The following is a 16168-nucleotide window of genomic DNA, read 5'->3' as shown; positions in this document are numbered from 1 at the left end:
CTTAGTGAAGGATATGCTTATGTTTAATACCCAAAACTATGATGTTGCCATTGTCGGTGGCGGCATGGTTGGCCTGGCGACCGCCCTGGGGCTGGCGCAGGCCGATCTCAAGGTGGTGGTCATAGATGCAGGTCAGACCCGGGAAGTCACGGGCGAGCCGCGACTGAGGGTGAGCGCCATCAACAAGGCGAGCCAGAATCTGCTCGAACACCTGGGGGCCTGGCAGCATTTGGACCCGGCCCGGCTGGCGCCTTACCGCAAGATGCAGGTGTGGGATCAGGGCGGCCTGGGCAAGATAGGCTTCGATGCCAGGCAGCTCAGCGAGCAGCATCTGGGCAGCATCATAGAGAACGATGCCATCAGCTTCGCCCTCGCCAAGTGTGTGGCCGAGCAGGGCAGGATAAGTTATCTGGAAAATCAGCGCCTGGAGCGCATCGCCTTCGGTGAGCGCGAGGCCTGGCTGACGCTCGCCAACGGCGACAATCTCAGCGCCGCGCTGGTGATAGGTGCCGATGGCGCCAATTCCTGGGTGCGGGAGCAATGCAAGATCCCGCTGACCTTCTGGGACTATGGCCATCACGCCCTGGTCGCCACCATAAGCACAGAACTGCCCCATGGCGCCACGGCGCGGCAAGTCTTCCTCGAAGAGGGGACCCTGGCCTTCTTGCCTTTGTATCGGGATAACCTCTGCTCCATCGTCTGGTCTGTGCCGCCCCAGAGGGCCGGCGAGCTGCTGGCCATGGAGCCGGAGCAGTTCTCCCGCAGCCTGACCGCCGCCTTCGATGGCAGATTGGGGCTCTGCCGGCTGGAGAGCGAGGTGCAGAGCTTCCCGCTGCGGATGCGTTACGCCAGGCATTTTGCCCGCCACAGATTGCTGTTGGCGGGGGATGCCGCCCATACCATACATCCATTGGCAGGCCAGGGGGTCAATCTGGGCTTCCTCGATGCGGCCAGCATAATCGAAGTGGTGAGCGAGCTGGCACAGGAGGGCAAGGACATAGGTCAGTACGCCAACCTGCGTGCCCTGGAGCGCTGGCGCAAGGCCGATGCCCTGGAGATGGTCGCGGCAATGGAGGGCTTCAAGCGGCTGTTCGCCGGCGGCAACCCGCTCAAACGCGCCGTCAGGGATCTGGGCCTGAACCTGGTGGATAATGTCCCTGGGCTGAAAACAGTGTTCATCCAGCAGGCCATGGGTAATAAGCTGAGCTTGCCTCGACTCTGCCAGACGGATCGTTAGCTTTATGTAAGTGAAATCGGCCAAAACAGCGGCTTTGGCGGTTATTTGGGCATAAATCGGCTTTCGGCTGTAAAAAAATTACACTTGAGGATTAGAAAAGCTAATCCTTAAACTGTTCGGATTAGAAAATTCTCTTGTATACAAACTGCCATGCCAAGGTATAATTCGGCCGCATTTTATCTATGTATCATAGCCTGGTAATGCAATACCCTACGCCAGGTACAGACCTGTAAAAGGCCCCAAAAAAGGGATAACAATGGCTAATAAAACTGTTCTATTTAACAAGCATTTGGAATCTAACGCCAAAATGGTTGATTTCCATGGTTGGGATATGCCCCTCAACTATGGTTCACAGATCGAAGAGCATAATGCGGTCCGCCAGGATGCCGGCATGTTCGACGTTTCCCATATGACAGTGGTTGATGTGACCGGCACCGACGCCTGTGCATTCTTGCGTAAGCTGCTGGCCAACGACGTAGCCAAGCTTAAGGTTCCGGGTAAGGCATTGTACGGCGGCATGTTGGATCACGATGCCGGGGTGATCGACGATCTCATCACCTACTACCTGAACGACACCCATTACCGTGTGGTGGTTAACTCCGCCACCCGTGAAAAAGATCTGGCCTGGATTGCCAAGCAATCGGCCGACTTCGACGTCACAGTCACAGAACGTCCCGAGCTGGCGATGATCGCCGTCCAGGGCCCCAATGCCAAGGCCAAGGCCGCCAAGGTCTTCAGCGCCGAGCAAAACGCCGCCATCGAAGGCATGAAACCTTTCTTCGGCATCCAGGCCGGTTCACTGTTCATCGCCACCACTGGCTACACGGGTGAGACAGGTTACGAAATCATAGTGCCAGAAGCCGAAGCCGCAGATCTGTGGCAGGCACTGTTGGACGTCGGGGTTAAGCCCTGTGGTCTGGGCGCCCGCGATACCCTGCGTCTGGAAGCCGGCATGAACCTCTACGGCCTGGACATGGACGAAAGCGTTAACCCGCTGGCGGCCAACATGGGCTGGACCATAGCCTGGGAGCCGAGCGATCGTGACTTCATCGGCCGTGAAGCCTTAACCGCACTGAAAGCCGCGGGTACCGAACAACTGGTTGGCCTGGTAATGGAAGAGAAGGGTGTATTGCGTCACGATATGCCGGTATTTTTCACCGACGCCAACGGCGTCGAGCAGCAAGGCAAGATCACCAGTGGTACATTCTCGCCAACATTGGGCTATTCTATTGCCATGGCGCGTGTCCCTATGGGTATCGGTGAGACCGCCGAAGTCGAAATGCGTAAGAAGCGTGTCGCCGTCAAAGTCGTGGCACCCAACTTTGTACGCAATGGTAAACAAGCATTCTAAAAAAAACGGAACAAGGAACAAGAACAATGAGCAACATTCCGACTGAACTGAAATACGCCTCTTCCCACGAATGGATCCGCCTGGAAGACGACGGCAGCTACACAGTAGGTATCACGGAGCACGCCCAGGAACTGCTGGGTGACATGGTGTTTGTGGAATTGCCGGAAGTGGGCGATACCGTCAGCGCCGGTGAAGATTGCGCCGTAGCCGAATCAGTCAAGGCCGCATCCGACATCTACGCCCCTATCTCGGGTGAAGTCGTGGCGGTTAACGAAGCGCTGGAAGACTCGCCAGAGCTGGTCAACAGCGACGCCTACGGCGACGGCTGGTTCTTCCGTGTCATGCCTTCCGACGAAACCGAAGTCGAGGCGTTGCTCGATGCCGAAGGCTATCAAGCCGTCATCGACGAAGATTAATTCGCGATAAAAACGAAGCCCCTCTCGGGGCTTCGTTTGTTTTACATCAGGTATTACGACAACTTAGACCGCTAATCGGCCGCCCTACACTTGGCCGAATAGCGGCAAATCTGGAACAAGGTTTATCATGACCAAGCAAACCCTCACTCAGTTAGAGCAGCACGACCTATTTCTCAGCCGTCATATCGGACCCGACAGTGGCCAACAGCAGGACATGCTCAACTTCGTTGGTGCCGAATCGCTGGAGGATCTGACGGATCAAATCGTTCCCGGCGCGATTCGCCTGCAACAGGAGCTCAGCCTGGATGCCTCGTGCAACGAAGCCGAAGGCATAGCTTATATCCGTGAGTTGGCGAATAAGAACAAGGTGTTCAAGAGCTACATAGGCATGGGCTACTATGGTACCCAGGTGCCGAACGTGATCCTGCGCAACGTGCTGGAGAATCCGGGTTGGTATACGGCGTATACCCCTTACCAGCCTGAGATAGCCCAGGGTCGTCTGGAAGCCATTCTGAACTTCCAGCAAGTGTCCATGGATCTGACTGGGTTGGAGCTGGCCTCGGCCTCGTTGCTCGACGAAGCGACGGCTGCCGCCGAAGCCATGGCCATGGCCAAGCGGGTTTCCAAAGCCAAGAAGGCCAATGCCTTCTTCGTTGCCGACGACGTGTTCCCCCAGACGCTGGACGTGATCAAGACCCGTGCCGAGTGTTTCGGATTCGAGGTTGTCGTAGGGCCTGCGAGCGATGCCGTGAACCATGAGTTGTTCGGTGCCTTGTTCCAGTACACCAACAAATTCGGTCAAATCACCGACTTCAGCGAACTGTTCGCCGAGCTGCGCGCCAAGAACGTCATAGTGTCGGTCGCGGCCGACATCATGTCACTGGTGTTGCTCAAGTCACCCGGCGCCATGGGCGCAGACGTGGTCTTCGGCAGTACCCAACGTTTCGGCGTTCCCATGGGCTTCGGTGGTCCACATGCGGCCTTCTTCGTTGCCCGCGACGAGCATAAGCGTTCCATGCCGGGCCGCATCATAGGCGTGTCCAAGGACAGCCGTGGCAACCAGGCCCTGCGGATGGCGATGCAGACCCGCGAGCAGCACATCCGCCGCGAGAAAGCCAACTCCAACATCTGTACCGCGCAAATTCTGCTGGCCAACATGGCCTCCTTCTATGCGGTATTCCATGGTCCGCAAGGCCTGAAGACCATAGCCTCGCGCATCAACCGTCTGACAGACATTCTGGCGGCCGGCCTCAAGGCCAAGGGCCTGCAGCTGGTTAACGACACCTGGTTCGATACTATCTCCATTAAAGGCGCCGACGTGGCAACCATCGCCGCCCGCGCACTGGCGGCCGAGCTGAACCTGCGTATCGATGCCGACGGCATCCTGGGTGTGAGCCTGGATGAGACCACACTGCGCAGCGATGTGGCACAACTGTTCGACGTTATCCTGGGTGCGGGTCATGGCCTGGACGTGGCGGCCATAGATGCCCAGCTGGTTGCGGCCGACAGCAGTTCCATCCCGGCGGCCCTGGTACGTCAGGATGCTATCCTGGCGCACCCGACCTTCAATCGCTATCAGAGCGAAACCGAGATGATGCGCTACATCAAGCGCCTGGAGAACAAAGATCTGGCGCTGAACCACTCGATGATCTCCCTGGGTTCTTGCACCATGAAGCTCAACGCCGCGGTGGAAATGATCCCCGTGAGCTGGCCCGAGTTTGCCAACATGCATCCTTTCTGCCCGCTGGATCAGGCTCAGGGTTACACCCAGATGATCGGCGAACTGTCGAACTGGTTGGTGGAAATCACGGGTTACGATGCCGTCTGCATGCAGCCTAACTCAGGCTCACAGGGCGAATACGCGGGTCTGCTGGCGATCAAGAAGTATCACGAGTCCCGTGGCGAAGCCCACAGAGACATCTGCCTCATTCCCCAGTCTGCCCACGGCACCAACCCTGCATCGGCCCAACTGGCCGGCATGAAGGTGGTAGTGACCGCCTGTGACAAGCAAGGCAACGTGGATCTGGAAGATCTCAAGACCAAGGCCGCCGAGCTGGCCGACAACCTGTCGTGCATCATGATCACTTACCCATCGACCCACGGTGTGTACGAAGAATCCATCCGCGAGATCTGTGACATCATTCACCAATACGGTGGTCAGGTGTACCTGGACGGTGCCAACATGAACGCCCAGGTTGGCCTGACTTCACCCGGCATCATAGGCGCCGACGTGTCGCACCTCAATCTGCATAAGACCTTCGCCATTCCCCATGGCGGCGGTGGTCCAGGCATGGGCCCAATCGGCGTCAAAGCCCATCTGACCCCCTTCATTGCCGGTCACGTGATCGTCAAGCCAGGCCTCGACAGCGACAACAACGGCGCGATATCGGCGGCACCTTTCGGCAGCGCCGGCATCCTGCCTATCAGCTGGATGTACATCAAGCTGCTGGGCTTGAATGGACTGAAGCAGTCGACCCAGGTGGCGTTGCTGAATGCCAACTATATGATGAAGAAGCTGTCCGAGCATTACCCTGTGCTATTCCGCGGCCGCAACGATCGTGTCGCTCACGAGTGCATCATAGACCTGCGTCCATTGAAGGAAGCCTCTGGCGTGACCGAAATGGATGTCGCCAAGCGTCTGAACGACTATGGCTACCATGCTCCTACCATGAGCTTCCCGGTCGCAGGTACCCTGATGATCGAGCCGACCGAGTCCGAGTCCAAGGTCGAGCTGGACAGGTTCATCGCGGCCATGGTGGCGATCCGCGGCGAGATCGCCAGAGTCGAGTCGGGTGAATGGCCAGCGGACAACAACCCGCTGCATAATGCGCCTCATACCATGGCAGACATAATGGATCCCGAGTTCGACTCGCGTCCCTACAGCCGTGAAGTGGCGGTGTTCCCGTCGGCGGCAGTGCGTGCCAACAAGTTCTGGCCAACCGTCAACCGTATCGATGACGTCTATGGCGATCGCAACTTGATGTGCAGTTGTGCTCCTATGGAAGATTACGAATAAGCATTATTCGTAGCTGACGTTTGAAGCATTGAAAAGCGAGCCTTAGGGCTCGCTTTTTTATGGGTCGATGCTGACAAGTTGGCATAGCTAATCTGGTTAGTGCTTGCTGCATTGTCGCTGTGCAACCCATCACCTGCCGTGGGCTTTTGCACTGTTACACCTGTGACACGCCGGCTCTTGATCTCACAAGCAGCGTCCCTGTCGGCTCGACGGCGGCATCCATGCCGCCAACGGTCACTGGATGCAACAGTGCCTGAGCCTGTGACGCTTGCGGCAGAGGTATGCCTGTACCGCCTTTGCGCACTGTCTTGCCTTGGCTTAATATCTTGTTAATTTGTTTAGCCATTTTGTGGTAGTGGATTAGAATGGGCGCCAATCTGAGTCAGGCGTTGGCTTGGCTGGGATCAATAAACTAGGGCAGCATTTTTTTAATGCTGGCTAAAAATAGGAAGGGAATTTCCATGGAAGAGATTGTCGGTCAAGACAAAGCTGTGCCTGAGAGTGCTGAAGCGATAATAGCGGGGGAGAGCGCAGCAGAGGGGGCGGTGCCACAGCATCATGTGCCATTGTTTCATGTGTCACTGAAGAAGCTGGTCATCATGTTTACCTTAACCTTTGGCGCGTACCAATTTTATTGGTTCTACAAGCAGTGGCAGGCATTGAAGCAACATTATGCCTTGGAGGTTTGGCCCATAGCCCGCAGCATCTTCTCGATTTTCTTCATTCATTCGCTGTATGACTATGTGAATGGCTATATCAGAGAGACAGAAAGAGAATATTCCTGGAAATCGGAAGGGCTGGCATTGACTTACGTCTTGGTCGCGATCGCCAGCGGGATATTGAATCAGCTGATTAAAGCCGACGACAGTTCGAACTTCTTGATTATCGTCTCCCTATTTCTTCCCTTGGCAATGTTGTATCCCCTCTATCAGGGACAGAAGGCGATTAACTTTGCCCTGGAAGCGGTAGAGCACCCCATCAACGATCGCCTGACCTGGCTGAACTGGGGCTGGATCATCCTGGGCGCCCTGTACTGGATAATGATCCTGGGAGTCATAGCTGTGTTATTAGGCGTCTTGTGGTAACTCATATCCAAACTTCGTTTGGATTTAACGTCGTGGGGCAAATGCATCCCTACACAAGAGCCAGTTCGGCAGCCCTGCCTCTCGCTCGTGCGCTCATGGCTGCGCCATACTCGCCACCCCACAGGTCTGTTACCAAGAGTCGACTCAGAGGGGAATCAACAGCAATCACCCCTCTTGGATCTCCCCGTGCCGCCCCAACGGAGTTGACTCTTTTGCAAGCATTGCCCTTGGGCTTATTCGAAAATAACTAACGCTTCCGATGGGGCATCCCCCTTGCTTGAATAAAGAGTCCGAAAGCTACCCCGACATCCTGTCGGCGTTACGTCATTTTCTTCAACGCCCTGCGGCAACTCCGAAGGGGGATTGGAGGCTGCGGCGGGTTTTGGCTGTTGTTAGCTCTTGAGAGAGTTTTGCCTGTCCAGTCACTCTTAAACTTAGCCTTGCATCCAGCATGACGCCAAAACGGATCAATTGTATCGATCAAGTTCTTTTAATAGTACTAAAAGCAGGCGATCAAGTATTCTCTGCTGCAAGACAAAGTAAGGCTCCTTAATAGTTGAAAAACTTCGGGATTCAAAGTCCTCAGAAAGATAACGAGTAAGCTTTTCAGAGTTGTTACTGTCTAAATGTAAATGATCGCGTTCATTTCGATATACTTTGATTCTATCTAAAACACTCCAAAGATAGGAATACTCAGCCTTAACATCATTCCAATAGTAGCTTTTATTACCTATGCTATTCCCGTATATTTCAATTGATTCTACAAATGATCTATTTAATGAATTAATAAAAAATGAAAAATTACTTTCATTGTCAGCCAATTTAATTGACTTTAGTTGGTCCGCTTCCGGAAAGGAGTTTGGCCCAAACAATAGCGGTTGTTTTGATTTTTTAATAAATCGCTCGAGCTGCCTGAATTCTGAGCATATTGCAGTTATTCTTCTATCTAACCACGGCACACGCATTCCAGGTTGAAGTATTGGATAGAGCATATCACGACTGTCATTTCGTCTGGATTCATAAGCAACTCGTTTAGCAATAACAGGTATGTTGATTTCATATGAATTACTTCCTTCCCGTATTAATTGATAACCCATTAAGTGTTTTATTTCAGAGGAGTCTCTTGAAAATTCTTTAAATTCTAACTCCTGCCCTACCGATAAAAGTTCAAATAGATAATATTCATCAGGGTAAAATTGACGTATTTCTGATACGGCATGATCGCTATAGAATACTAATTCTCTGTCAATATCATCCTTATTTTTAAGGAATTCATCTACTGTGACATCGATAGGTTTTTCTTTTTCATCTGATAAGAATGTATTTATACAGCTGCATGCCTGCCTAGTTAATAATGGGTGCCCACCATACCACTGAAAAATTTGTTCACAGGTATCAGAGTGGAATCTAATTCCCATTCTTTTTCCGAGCTTTTTAAGCATTGTTTTAACTTCATCAAGATTCAAACCAGTCAAATATTTGTGCGAAACAATTCCAAATAAGGGGTTCTGTACACCATCTACTAAGTCTTTCTCCACGACACTTGGATTTACGCCTGCCAAAATGAAAGAAAGTGTTTTATATCTACTTTGACATGACCACATAGTCTGCCAAAACTCTATATAATCTTCTTTCCAGTGTAGATCTTTAGGTGAAACGAATGAAATGTATTCAATTTCGTCCAGTATGATTAAAATTTTGTGTCCATTTGAATTTAAATTATTTATAAGCTTTTCAAAATCTCGTGATGCGGACTTCTCTGTGTAATTGCCACTGAACTCAATGTTGAAATGCGTGGATACATCTTTTGATATATCATCTAAAAATTCGAACCATCTCGACTTTCTTATGTGAGGTACTTTGCAGTCGTAATAAAATACAGTAGCCTCTCCCTCACTTTCGCACAGTCTTTTCAGTTTATAGAGAAATGATGTTTTTCCGGTTTTTCGCAACCCGAAAACTGCTTTGTTCTCTCTTCTCTTTACTGAATCAAAATACTCCATCAAGATTGATTGTCGGCCAAAAAAGTAAGCGTCATCGATCAATGGTAGAGAGTAGTTAAATAGATCGCGACCAAAGTAATGCCGATTTAGGCAGTTTCTAATATACCAGTCATCCGAGTTTTCTTTAGCTTGAATGAGATTATTCTTGTAAAAAGGGACGATAATTCTTGATTCTTGTCTTGATGATAAGTAACCATCAAGCCAACTATCTACGTCAGGACAGTCAGTTAGAAGAAAGTAGCTCAATGTTTCAACTCTACCTTTTGCCGGAGAAGTTGACATAATTTGTTCGACGGCCTGAATAGTTCTAGGCTCCATTCTACTGTAGGGCGCATACACTAATAGTATTTCATTCTCTATTCCGTAAGATTCCTTGAAATGATCCTCAGGAGAGAGGAAGTAGACAAATACCTCAGTATTGTAATCTCTACGTTTCCTTCCCCATGTTACATAAAACCCATTAAGAAATGGGATTAGGAAATCACGATGATCAGGATGATCAACTAAAATACCTTCGCTTACTTCAGTTCTAATTGTTCCCAACAGAAAATCCCTCTATTATTTTTAACATTTTAAAAAAAGTTTGGTCAAGCATATTTATAAAGTCGGCTAAGTAGGGGAAACCATTTTTTTTCTCTTATCATTTCCCCGCTTCGCTCTTGCTCATGCATCTCTGTGCCACTTGATACACTATGGCGTCGACTTGTTGTTGGCTGAGTGTTTGGTTCCTGAGCGAGGGTATCGTACCGACTAGATATTTGTGACTGACAATCGGAAAGGGGGGTTTAGTCTGACTTGTGATGAACCAGCCGGGGAAGACAAGTATTGGGGTCGAGGTGATTGCTTGCCCTGTGGCTTTGGTTAGCCACTGGCTGACCCAGAGTGCCTGCCTCGTGGCTTGTTCTATGGGTTTGGTTTCTGTCCAGGATGGGAAATGCAGGCGGCCATCTTTGAAGGTAACTTGATAACCCTTGCCACCATTCTGATTGTTTTTGAGCAGGTCTTTATGGCGCTTGTGGCGGCCTTTGGTTTCGATGGCGAATACGCCGTTTTTGCCTATGACGAGATGATCTATGTTGAAGCCGTCGGCTTGTATGTCGTGAAAGACTTGGTAGCCCAAGGCTTGCAAGCCAATGAGTTCATTGGCGGTGGCGATTTCTGCCGTGTGACCCAGGCGTAATTTGGTGAGCCTGGAAAAGTTTTTCCCTGTTTTAATGGCGCAGTAGGTCAGTCCCATTAAACCCGTTATGAAAAACAACCATGGGAATTTACCGGCAGCAATGTGTGCTTGAATGCTGTCAAGGGCAAAAGGAAGGCTCACAATCATGACCCCCATAAGCATGCCTGCGATCAAGTCTATTTGCAGATCCTGGATTTGTTGCTGTAAACCATAAGCCGGGATGCGGATGAGTTGTTCTCGATCGACAGGCAACTTCACTGTGGCATCACGATACTTGAGCAACACATACACCACACCTAAGGTGAAGAACATGCTGGAGAGGATGCTCCCTAAGGATAAAAGGTTGCTGCTGAAATCAGTCATTTACGTCCTTGAAGTGAAGCGAGTCTACAGCGAGTCCGGTGATATAACCCACCAGGTATGTGTTGGAAGAGTCCACTCTTAAGGGCTTTGGATGCATATTCTTGACTGGCTTCTTCTTCCCTAAATGGCGTGCTCGCTGATTGAGTATGAGCCAGCCTTGTTTTCCCTAAGTAGTCTACATTACCCCAATTCGAGTGGGGTATTCAATATGCTGTTTGGTATTTTTCCACCAAAAATAATGACTTGTATCAAGCTGTCTTTGCTTGCTCAGATCTTGTCGACTGTCAGTGTCTGCGGGCTGGTTTCTTGGGCGATTGGTGCCGCTTGGGCTGCTTGTGTCTCGTTGGCGAAAGCGGGCTGTAGGCCGGAGGGGAGGGCGGCGTAGATAGTGGTGCGTACCGTGGCCAGTTGGTAGCTGCGTTTGGCGTCGAAGCGGATCAAGGGCAGGCAGGCGCTTTGGCAGGCTTGGGCTATGAGTTGGTCGCGGGACTGGGTCTTGGTGCGTTTATGGCTGCTGTCGTCCAGTTCGATGGCGGCGATAGCCTCCAATGTGTGTTTGTCGCACAGCAGGTAGTCGAAGTGTTTGGCGCTGATCTTGTTGAAGGCGCTCTGCCAGTGCTTGCGGCTCATGCCTTTTTCCGGGGTGATGACATCGGCGATGCGCACTTTGCCCAGTACGCGGTATTGCTCGCCTATTGCCCGGTCCAGCACCCCGAGAAACGAGCGTTCGGCAGCAGAAAACAGCGTTTTTTGTTTGCGGTATTGATAATCGCTCTCAGTGCTTGAGCCGAGCAATCGCACTAACAATCGCATCAACAAGGGCGCGAGAATGATGAAGAGAAAGGCGGCGGCGATCATGACTAACTGGGTGGTGTTCATAGTACATCCATGTGTGTAGCCATAGCGGCCAAGTATGCAACTGTCCGTTAGTCGCCATAAAAAATCAAGGGGTCAGGGTCAGTGAAGTATAGGAATAAAAACCAACAAATTACCAAGTTGTTGGCTAAACCCAATGCCGCCGCAGACTGCAATAACCCGCCCTTATAAGTTGCCTCGGTACGTTGAAAATTCTTTATTAAATCAAAATATTAAACCCAAGGTGACCCTATGTGTTCTGTCTTTCTCATGCTTAATAAAAGTCGTGTCTATTTTATTGAGACACTTTTCTCAGTCCACTGGTTCTCGGCGCGCTTATCCAGGTGACCACTAAAGCGAGTCAGTACCAGTGCTACAAGCACAATCACCGCACCGGTCCAAGGGGTATGCATTAACCCCACTTCTGACACAATCAAACCGCCGCCCCACGAACCGAGTGCAATGCCGACATTAAACGCGGCAATGTTCAAACCTGAAGCAACATCCACCGCATCAGGGGAAAATTTTTCAGCCAGTTTTACAACGTACACTTGTAGACCCGGAACATTACCGAACGCGAAGGCCCCCCAAACTAAGATGGTGGCTACCGCAGCGATAGGGTTAACAGCGGTGAAATTGAACACCACCAAGATAGCCGCGAGTCCTGAGAAAATAATCGTTAGTGCTTTGATGGGGCCCATTTTATCGGCCATTTTGCCGCCCCAAATATTACCAACTGCAACGGACACACCGTAAACCAACATGATTAAGCTGATCACATTGGCACTAAATCCAGACTCTTGCTGCAAAATCGGTGCAAGGAAAGTGAAGGCAGTAAAAGTGCCACCGTAACCGAGTGCAGTGATCGCATAAACCAGTAATAACCTGGGCTGAGCCAGCACGTTAAGTTGTGATGATAGCTTGGCCGCTGGTGCTTGTTTCAGATTGCTTGGCACTAAAAAAGCACTGCCAATTAAGGCGATTAAACCTAATAGCGCCACAATCAAAAAGGTTGCTTGCCAGCCAAAGGTTTGACCAATGTAAGTACCCAGTGGAACCCCAGTAACAAGGGCGACGGTCAGGCCGGTAAACATAATCGCAATGGCGCTCGCTGCTTTCTCTTTTGGCACCAAGCCAGTGGCAATGGTTGAACCAATCGAGAAAAACACACCATGTGCCAAACCGGTCAAAATTCGAGCCACAATCAGGGTGTTGTAGCCGGGTGCTTGCCATGCAAGTAAATTACCGACGACAAACAGTGACATGACGGTGAGCAACACATGTTTGCGGTTCCATTTTGCTGTCAGCGCGGTCAAAACCGGCGCGCCAACGGCAACGCCAAGCGCGTAAAGGCTAACAAGCAGTCCTGCTGATGGAAGTGATACGTTTAAGTCGGAAGCCATAGTTGGGATAAGTCCTACAATCACAAACTCTGTCGTTCCGATAGCAAATGCGCTGAGCGTCAACGCGATAAGTGCTAAAGGCATATAAATTACTCTCTCTTGTCTGATTCTGAAGAACAACATTCAGTGAGCATTTCACTAAGTTGTCGTGCCGTGCTTTGATGGGGCATTTTGCGTGGAAATGGTGTTGCTAAAAATAGAGGTTTTTACAAATGATATTTGTTATAAATGCAACAATAGCGGAATGTGGTTTGATGCAAATTGAGGGAGTGGCATGCGAACAAAATCTGGCGATTTAGCAATTTTGCTCGCCGTAGTAGATACCGGCGGATTTTCAGCGGCTGCGGAGAGTCTGGATATACAGGTAGCGCGAGTATCAAGAGCCGTGAGCAAGGTGGAGAGCCAACTTGGGGTCACCATCTTGAATCGAACCACAAGACGTATTGAATTGACCGATGAAGGGCGTCAGTTTGTGGAATCCGTACGTGTTAGTTTGATGCAATTACAGCAGGCAGAAGAAGACATTATCTCGCGTGGTGAACTGCCTAAAGGCCGTCTACGTGTCGATGCTGCCAGCCCCTTTGTTTTTCACCAACTGGTGCCACTGGTTCAGGCATTTCATCAAGCCTATCCTGATATTGAGTTGGAGTTGACTTCCAATGAAGGTTTTGTTGATTTACTGGAAAAGAAAGCCGATTTAGCTATTCGCATTGGCGCTCTAAGTGATTCGACCCTACATGCCAGGCCGCTTGGCAGAAGTCCCTTGTATATTGTGGCCGCTCCTGAATATTTATCGAAACGAGGCATTCCCGATAAAAGCAGCGAACTGGCCCTGCATGACACTATTGGGTTTGTTGGCCCTAAGACACTAAATGACTGGCCTTTAAAAGGTTTTTCTCATTTAGAACCGATGATGTCATCGAGTAATGGGGAAACGGTTCGGCAACTCGCTTTGGCTGGAAATGGCATTGCTTGCCTATCGGGATTTATGGTGAAGAAAGATATTGCCGAAGGACGTTTAATTCCTCTGTTGGAAAGCGAAAAATTCAGCAAGCCAGGAAGAGAGCAGGTTAACGCGGTTTACTATAAGTCTTCTTCTGTCGCTAAGCGTATCTCGGCTTTTATTGATTTTATTCAGCCAAAGCTAACGTTGTAAGAAACGGTAAGGACATATATGGCCACCTTGGGTTGATAAAAACAGCGAGGCCACAGACGACAAGCATCCCCTTCGAATTAGCCCAAGGACAATTCGTGCAAAAGGTTCAGCTCCGCTGGGGTGAGTGCTGCGAAGCAGCGTGACGAACGAGAGGTAGGATACCGAACTGGCTGTTAAACAGGGACGTTGTTGGCAAGGGATTTTGGTTTATGAAGAGGCAAGAGGGCGAAGGCCATCGGCTCACGAGCGAGAAGCTGGGCTGCCGAACTGGCCCTTATGCAGGGATGCATTTGGCCCACCACTGCATAGGTCGCCAGATCTCATATTCGAGGGCGCCAGCCCCTTACCGATACAGCTTAACGATAGAAGGCTTCAACCGTGCCTTTGATGGTCAACAGCAGGGGTTGGCCGCGACGGTCCAGGGATTTTGTCGGGACCTTGACCCAACCTTCGCTGATGCAATATTCCTCGACGTCGAAACGCTCTTTGCCGTTGAGCAGTATGCCTATGTCGTGCTCGAAAATGGCGGCCACATGGTGTGGGCTGCGGGGATTGACTGAAAGGCGATCCGGTAAGGCGGGTTGTGATTTGGTGTCGGTCATTGTCTTAATCTTTTCTTGTGGTCAGTAGTGAAAATAAGCGTGCGCCATTGTAGGCAATAGCTGTCTCATGCTCAAGTGCGGTTATTTACAACTGTGGTTTGGGCTCAACTGTGGTTTGGGGCTCAACTGTGGTTTGGGGCTCAACTGCGGCGCTTTTGACAATTGCTGTATTCAACGGCGATCCTGCCATCCCGGCTTGTGTATTTGGCGATAGGCTGAAAAAATGGCCCCACGCGTGAACTTTGGTATCTGTGACTGGACCCGGCCATGAATAAAACCCCAAGCGATGCCATCAGCATTGCGCTGCCATCCCTCATCCATCGCATCGGCAGGGAGGCGGTCGGGCTGGCCCAGGTGCTGGCCAAGCGGTATGGCTGCGAGCTCAGGCGGGTGCGCCGTTCCAGGAACTGGTGTTTGGTGGGGGAGGCGATTGATATTCAGTCATTCACCGGGCAGATAAAAACAGAAGATGATGCCGGGTTGCGTTACCTGGTCCCAAGGCTAGACACTGCCTTGGGGCAACATGCCGACAAGCTGGAATCCATGGACGCCAAGCTCGCCCGCCTCATTCAAGGCAATCCCAATGTGACCCTTGGGGAGTTGATGCAACTCACCCAATGCTCGATCACCCAGGCCAGGCTGGCCAGGTTCCAAACCGACCTGGGCTAGCCGGGCCCGGGGACGTCACCAGCGCAATGCGGCCGTCTTCTTGCCAAGCACAGTGCCGTCGAAGATGAGGCTGGCGGCATTGTCGCCGGCGCCGAAACAGACATGCAGTGGCAGCAGATGCTCTTCCCGCGGGTGGCAATGGCGGGCACCGGGGGCCTGCTGCCAGTCATTCAATGCCTTGGCCTTGCTCTTGGCATCTGTCGCCGGATCGGTGCAGGTGTCGACAAGCCAGGCCTCGAAGGCGAGGTTGTCCCTGTCGGGTTCGCTGCCGCGACCGAAGGCTCTCAGGTTGTGGAAGGAAAAGCCCGACCCCAGGATCAACACATTCTCTTGGCGCAGTTCGGCTATGGCCCTGCCGATGGCGATATGCTGCTCCGGAGACAATCCCTTGACCAGCGACAGTTGCACACAGGGGATCTGGGCCTCAGGGTACATGAGTTTGAGCGGCACGAACACGCCGTGATCCAGGCCGCGCTTGGCATCCAGCCTGGCGGCTATGCCTGCGTGCTCCAGCAGCGCCTTGAGGCGTTCGGCCAGTAGCGGATGCCCCTTGACCGGGTAGCTTATCCGGTAGCTCTCCTCGGGAAAGCCATAATAGTCATAAATGAGTTCCGGGGCCGCGGCCGAGGTGATGCTGACGACCTCTTCTTCCCAGTGGGCACTGATGATGATTATGGCCTCGGGTGCCGGAAAACTTGCGGGCAGCGCCTTAAGGAAATGTATCAGTTCCCCGTGGCCAGGCTCATTGAGCAGTGGCAAGGGGCCGCCGCCATGGGGGATAAAGATGACGGGGGCTTTCTGGTTGTGACTCATGCTATGCCTCGCTTATTGA

Annotated in this window: 14 protein-coding genes; 7 read left to right on the top strand and 7 right to left on the bottom strand. The window is 51.5% G+C overall.

Going from position 1 to position 16168, the window contains the following annotated elements; genetic code table 11:
- Nucleotides 1–19: 19 nt before the first annotated feature.
- The 4 genes from LZP73_RS04635 (at nt 20) to gcvP (ending at nt 6020) form a co-directional block, all read left to right on the top strand.
- Nucleotides 20–1237 carry an FAD-dependent oxidoreductase gene (locus LZP73_RS04635; RefSeq protein WP_234233257.1) on the top strand — a complete coding sequence of 406 codons (1218 nt, stop codon included), beginning with the start codon at nt 20–22 and terminating at the stop codon, nt 1235–1237.
- A 256-nt stretch (nt 1238–1493) separates the two neighbouring features.
- Nucleotides 1494–2588 carry a glycine cleavage system aminomethyltransferase GcvT gene (gcvT, locus tag LZP73_RS04630; RefSeq protein ID WP_234233256.1) on the top strand — a complete coding sequence of 365 codons (1095 nt, stop codon included), beginning with the start codon at nt 1494–1496 and terminating at the stop codon, nt 2586–2588.
- Nucleotides 2589–2614: 26 nt separating this feature from the next.
- On the top strand, nt 2615–3004 hold the full coding sequence (gene gcvH / locus LZP73_RS04625; protein ID WP_169564159.1) for a glycine cleavage system protein GcvH: 390 nt from the start codon (nt 2615–2617) through the stop codon (nt 3002–3004).
- A gap of 127 nt (nt 3005–3131) precedes the next feature.
- Complete coding sequence (gene gcvP / locus LZP73_RS04620; RefSeq protein ID WP_234233255.1) at nt 3132–6020, top strand: aminomethyl-transferring glycine dehydrogenase; 2889 nt, start codon at nt 3132–3134, stop codon at nt 6018–6020.
- A 154-nt stretch (nt 6021–6174) separates the two neighbouring features.
- Here the strand turns inward: gcvP and LZP73_RS04615 are convergent, their stop codons facing one another.
- Nucleotides 6175–6366, bottom strand: coding sequence for a hypothetical protein (locus LZP73_RS04615; protein WP_234233254.1), 192 nt, complete (start codon nt 6364–6366; stop codon nt 6175–6177).
- A gap of 115 nt (nt 6367–6481) precedes the next feature.
- Here LZP73_RS04615 and LZP73_RS04610 point away from each other — a divergent pair, with 115 nt between their 5' ends.
- Nucleotides 6482–7105 (top strand): hypothetical protein, encoded by a 624-nt coding sequence (locus LZP73_RS04610; RefSeq protein ID WP_234233253.1) that lies wholly within the window; start codon nt 6482–6484, stop codon nt 7103–7105.
- A gap of 467 nt (nt 7106–7572) precedes the next feature.
- Here LZP73_RS04610 and LZP73_RS04605 read toward each other — a convergent pair whose 3' ends face one another.
- The 4 genes from LZP73_RS04605 to LZP73_RS04590 all read right to left on the bottom strand — a co-directional run bounded on the left by LZP73_RS04605 (nt 7573) and on the right by LZP73_RS04590 (nt 12993).
- Entirely contained in the window at nt 7573–9651 is a 2079-nt protein-coding gene (locus tag LZP73_RS04605) for an ATP-binding protein (protein WP_234233252.1), read from the bottom strand.
- 97 nt (nt 9652–9748) lie between these two features.
- Complete coding sequence (locus tag LZP73_RS04600) at nt 9749–10651, bottom strand: nuclease-related domain-containing protein (RefSeq protein WP_234233251.1); 903 nt, start codon at nt 10649–10651, stop codon at nt 9749–9751.
- A 267-nt stretch (nt 10652–10918) separates the two neighbouring features.
- Nucleotides 10919–11530 (bottom strand): DUF2726 domain-containing protein, encoded by a 612-nt coding sequence (locus tag LZP73_RS04595; RefSeq protein WP_234233250.1) that lies wholly within the window; start codon nt 11528–11530, stop codon nt 10919–10921.
- A gap of 266 nt (nt 11531–11796) precedes the next feature.
- Nucleotides 11797–12993 (bottom strand): MFS transporter, encoded by a 1197-nt coding sequence (locus LZP73_RS04590; RefSeq protein ID WP_234233249.1) that lies wholly within the window; start codon nt 12991–12993, stop codon nt 11797–11799.
- A gap of 190 nt (nt 12994–13183) precedes the next feature.
- Here LZP73_RS04590 and LZP73_RS04585 point away from each other — a divergent pair, with 190 nt between their 5' ends.
- A complete protein-coding gene (locus LZP73_RS04585; RefSeq protein ID WP_234233248.1) occupies nt 13184–14065 on the top strand; it encodes a LysR substrate-binding domain-containing protein in 882 nt (293 codons plus the stop codon).
- A gap of 356 nt (nt 14066–14421) precedes the next feature.
- Here the strand turns inward: LZP73_RS04585 and LZP73_RS04580 are convergent, their stop codons facing one another.
- Complete coding sequence (locus LZP73_RS04580; RefSeq protein ID WP_234233247.1) at nt 14422–14667, bottom strand: DUF3297 family protein; 246 nt, start codon at nt 14665–14667, stop codon at nt 14422–14424.
- 267 nt (nt 14668–14934) lie between these two features.
- Here LZP73_RS04580 and LZP73_RS04575 point away from each other — a divergent pair, with 267 nt between their 5' ends.
- On the top strand, nt 14935–15336 hold the full coding sequence (locus tag LZP73_RS04575; protein WP_234233246.1) for a ribosome recycling factor family protein: 402 nt from the start codon (nt 14935–14937) through the stop codon (nt 15334–15336).
- 15 nt (nt 15337–15351) lie between these two features.
- Here the strand turns inward: LZP73_RS04575 and LZP73_RS04570 are convergent, their stop codons facing one another.
- Complete coding sequence (locus LZP73_RS04570) at nt 15352–16149, bottom strand: DODA-type extradiol aromatic ring-opening family dioxygenase (protein ID WP_234233245.1); 798 nt, start codon at nt 16147–16149, stop codon at nt 15352–15354.
- Between the last annotated feature and the right edge of the window lie 19 nt (nt 16150–16168).

The organism is Shewanella sp. AS16, from assembly GCF_021412365.1.
Taxonomy (GTDB): domain Bacteria; phylum Pseudomonadota; class Gammaproteobacteria; order Enterobacterales; family Shewanellaceae; genus Shewanella; species Shewanella salipaludis.
The sequence above is the reverse complement of the archived record's forward strand: the minus strand, read 5'-3'. Positions and strand labels throughout refer to the sequence as shown.

Coding starts and splice junctions, on each gene's coding strand:
- LZP73_RS04635 (WP_234233257.1), top strand. CDS start 20: ATGTTTAATACCCAAAACTATGATGTTGCCATTGTCGGTGGCGGCATG.
- gcvT (WP_234233256.1), top strand. CDS start 1,494: ATGGCTAATAAAACTGTTCTATTTAACAAGCATTTGGAATCTAACGCC.
- gcvH (WP_169564159.1), top strand. CDS start 2,615: ATGAGCAACATTCCGACTGAACTGAAATACGCCTCTTCCCACGAATGG.
- gcvP (WP_234233255.1), top strand. CDS start 3,132: ATGACCAAGCAAACCCTCACTCAGTTAGAGCAGCACGACCTATTTCTC.
- LZP73_RS04615 (WP_234233254.1), bottom strand. CDS start 6,366: ATGGCTAAACAAATTAACAAGATATTAAGCCAAGGCAAGACAGTGCGC.
- LZP73_RS04610 (WP_234233253.1), top strand. CDS start 6,482: ATGGAAGAGATTGTCGGTCAAGACAAAGCTGTGCCTGAGAGTGCTGAA.
- LZP73_RS04600 (WP_234233251.1), bottom strand. CDS start 10,651: ATGACTGATTTCAGCAGCAACCTTTTATCCTTAGGGAGCATCCTCTCC.
- LZP73_RS04595 (WP_234233250.1), bottom strand. CDS start 11,530: ATGAACACCACCCAGTTAGTCATGATCGCCGCCGCCTTTCTCTTCATC.
- LZP73_RS04590 (WP_234233249.1), bottom strand. CDS start 12,993: ATGCCTTTAGCACTTATCGCGTTGACGCTCAGCGCATTTGCTATCGGA.
- LZP73_RS04585 (WP_234233248.1), top strand. CDS start 13,184: ATGCGAACAAAATCTGGCGATTTAGCAATTTTGCTCGCCGTAGTAGAT.
- LZP73_RS04580 (WP_234233247.1), bottom strand. CDS start 14,667: ATGACCGACACCAAATCACAACCCGCCTTACCGGATCGCCTTTCAGTC.
- LZP73_RS04575 (WP_234233246.1), top strand. CDS start 14,935: ATGAATAAAACCCCAAGCGATGCCATCAGCATTGCGCTGCCATCCCTC.
- LZP73_RS04570 (WP_234233245.1), bottom strand. CDS start 16,149: ATGAGTCACAACCAGAAAGCCCCCGTCATCTTTATCCCCCATGGCGGC.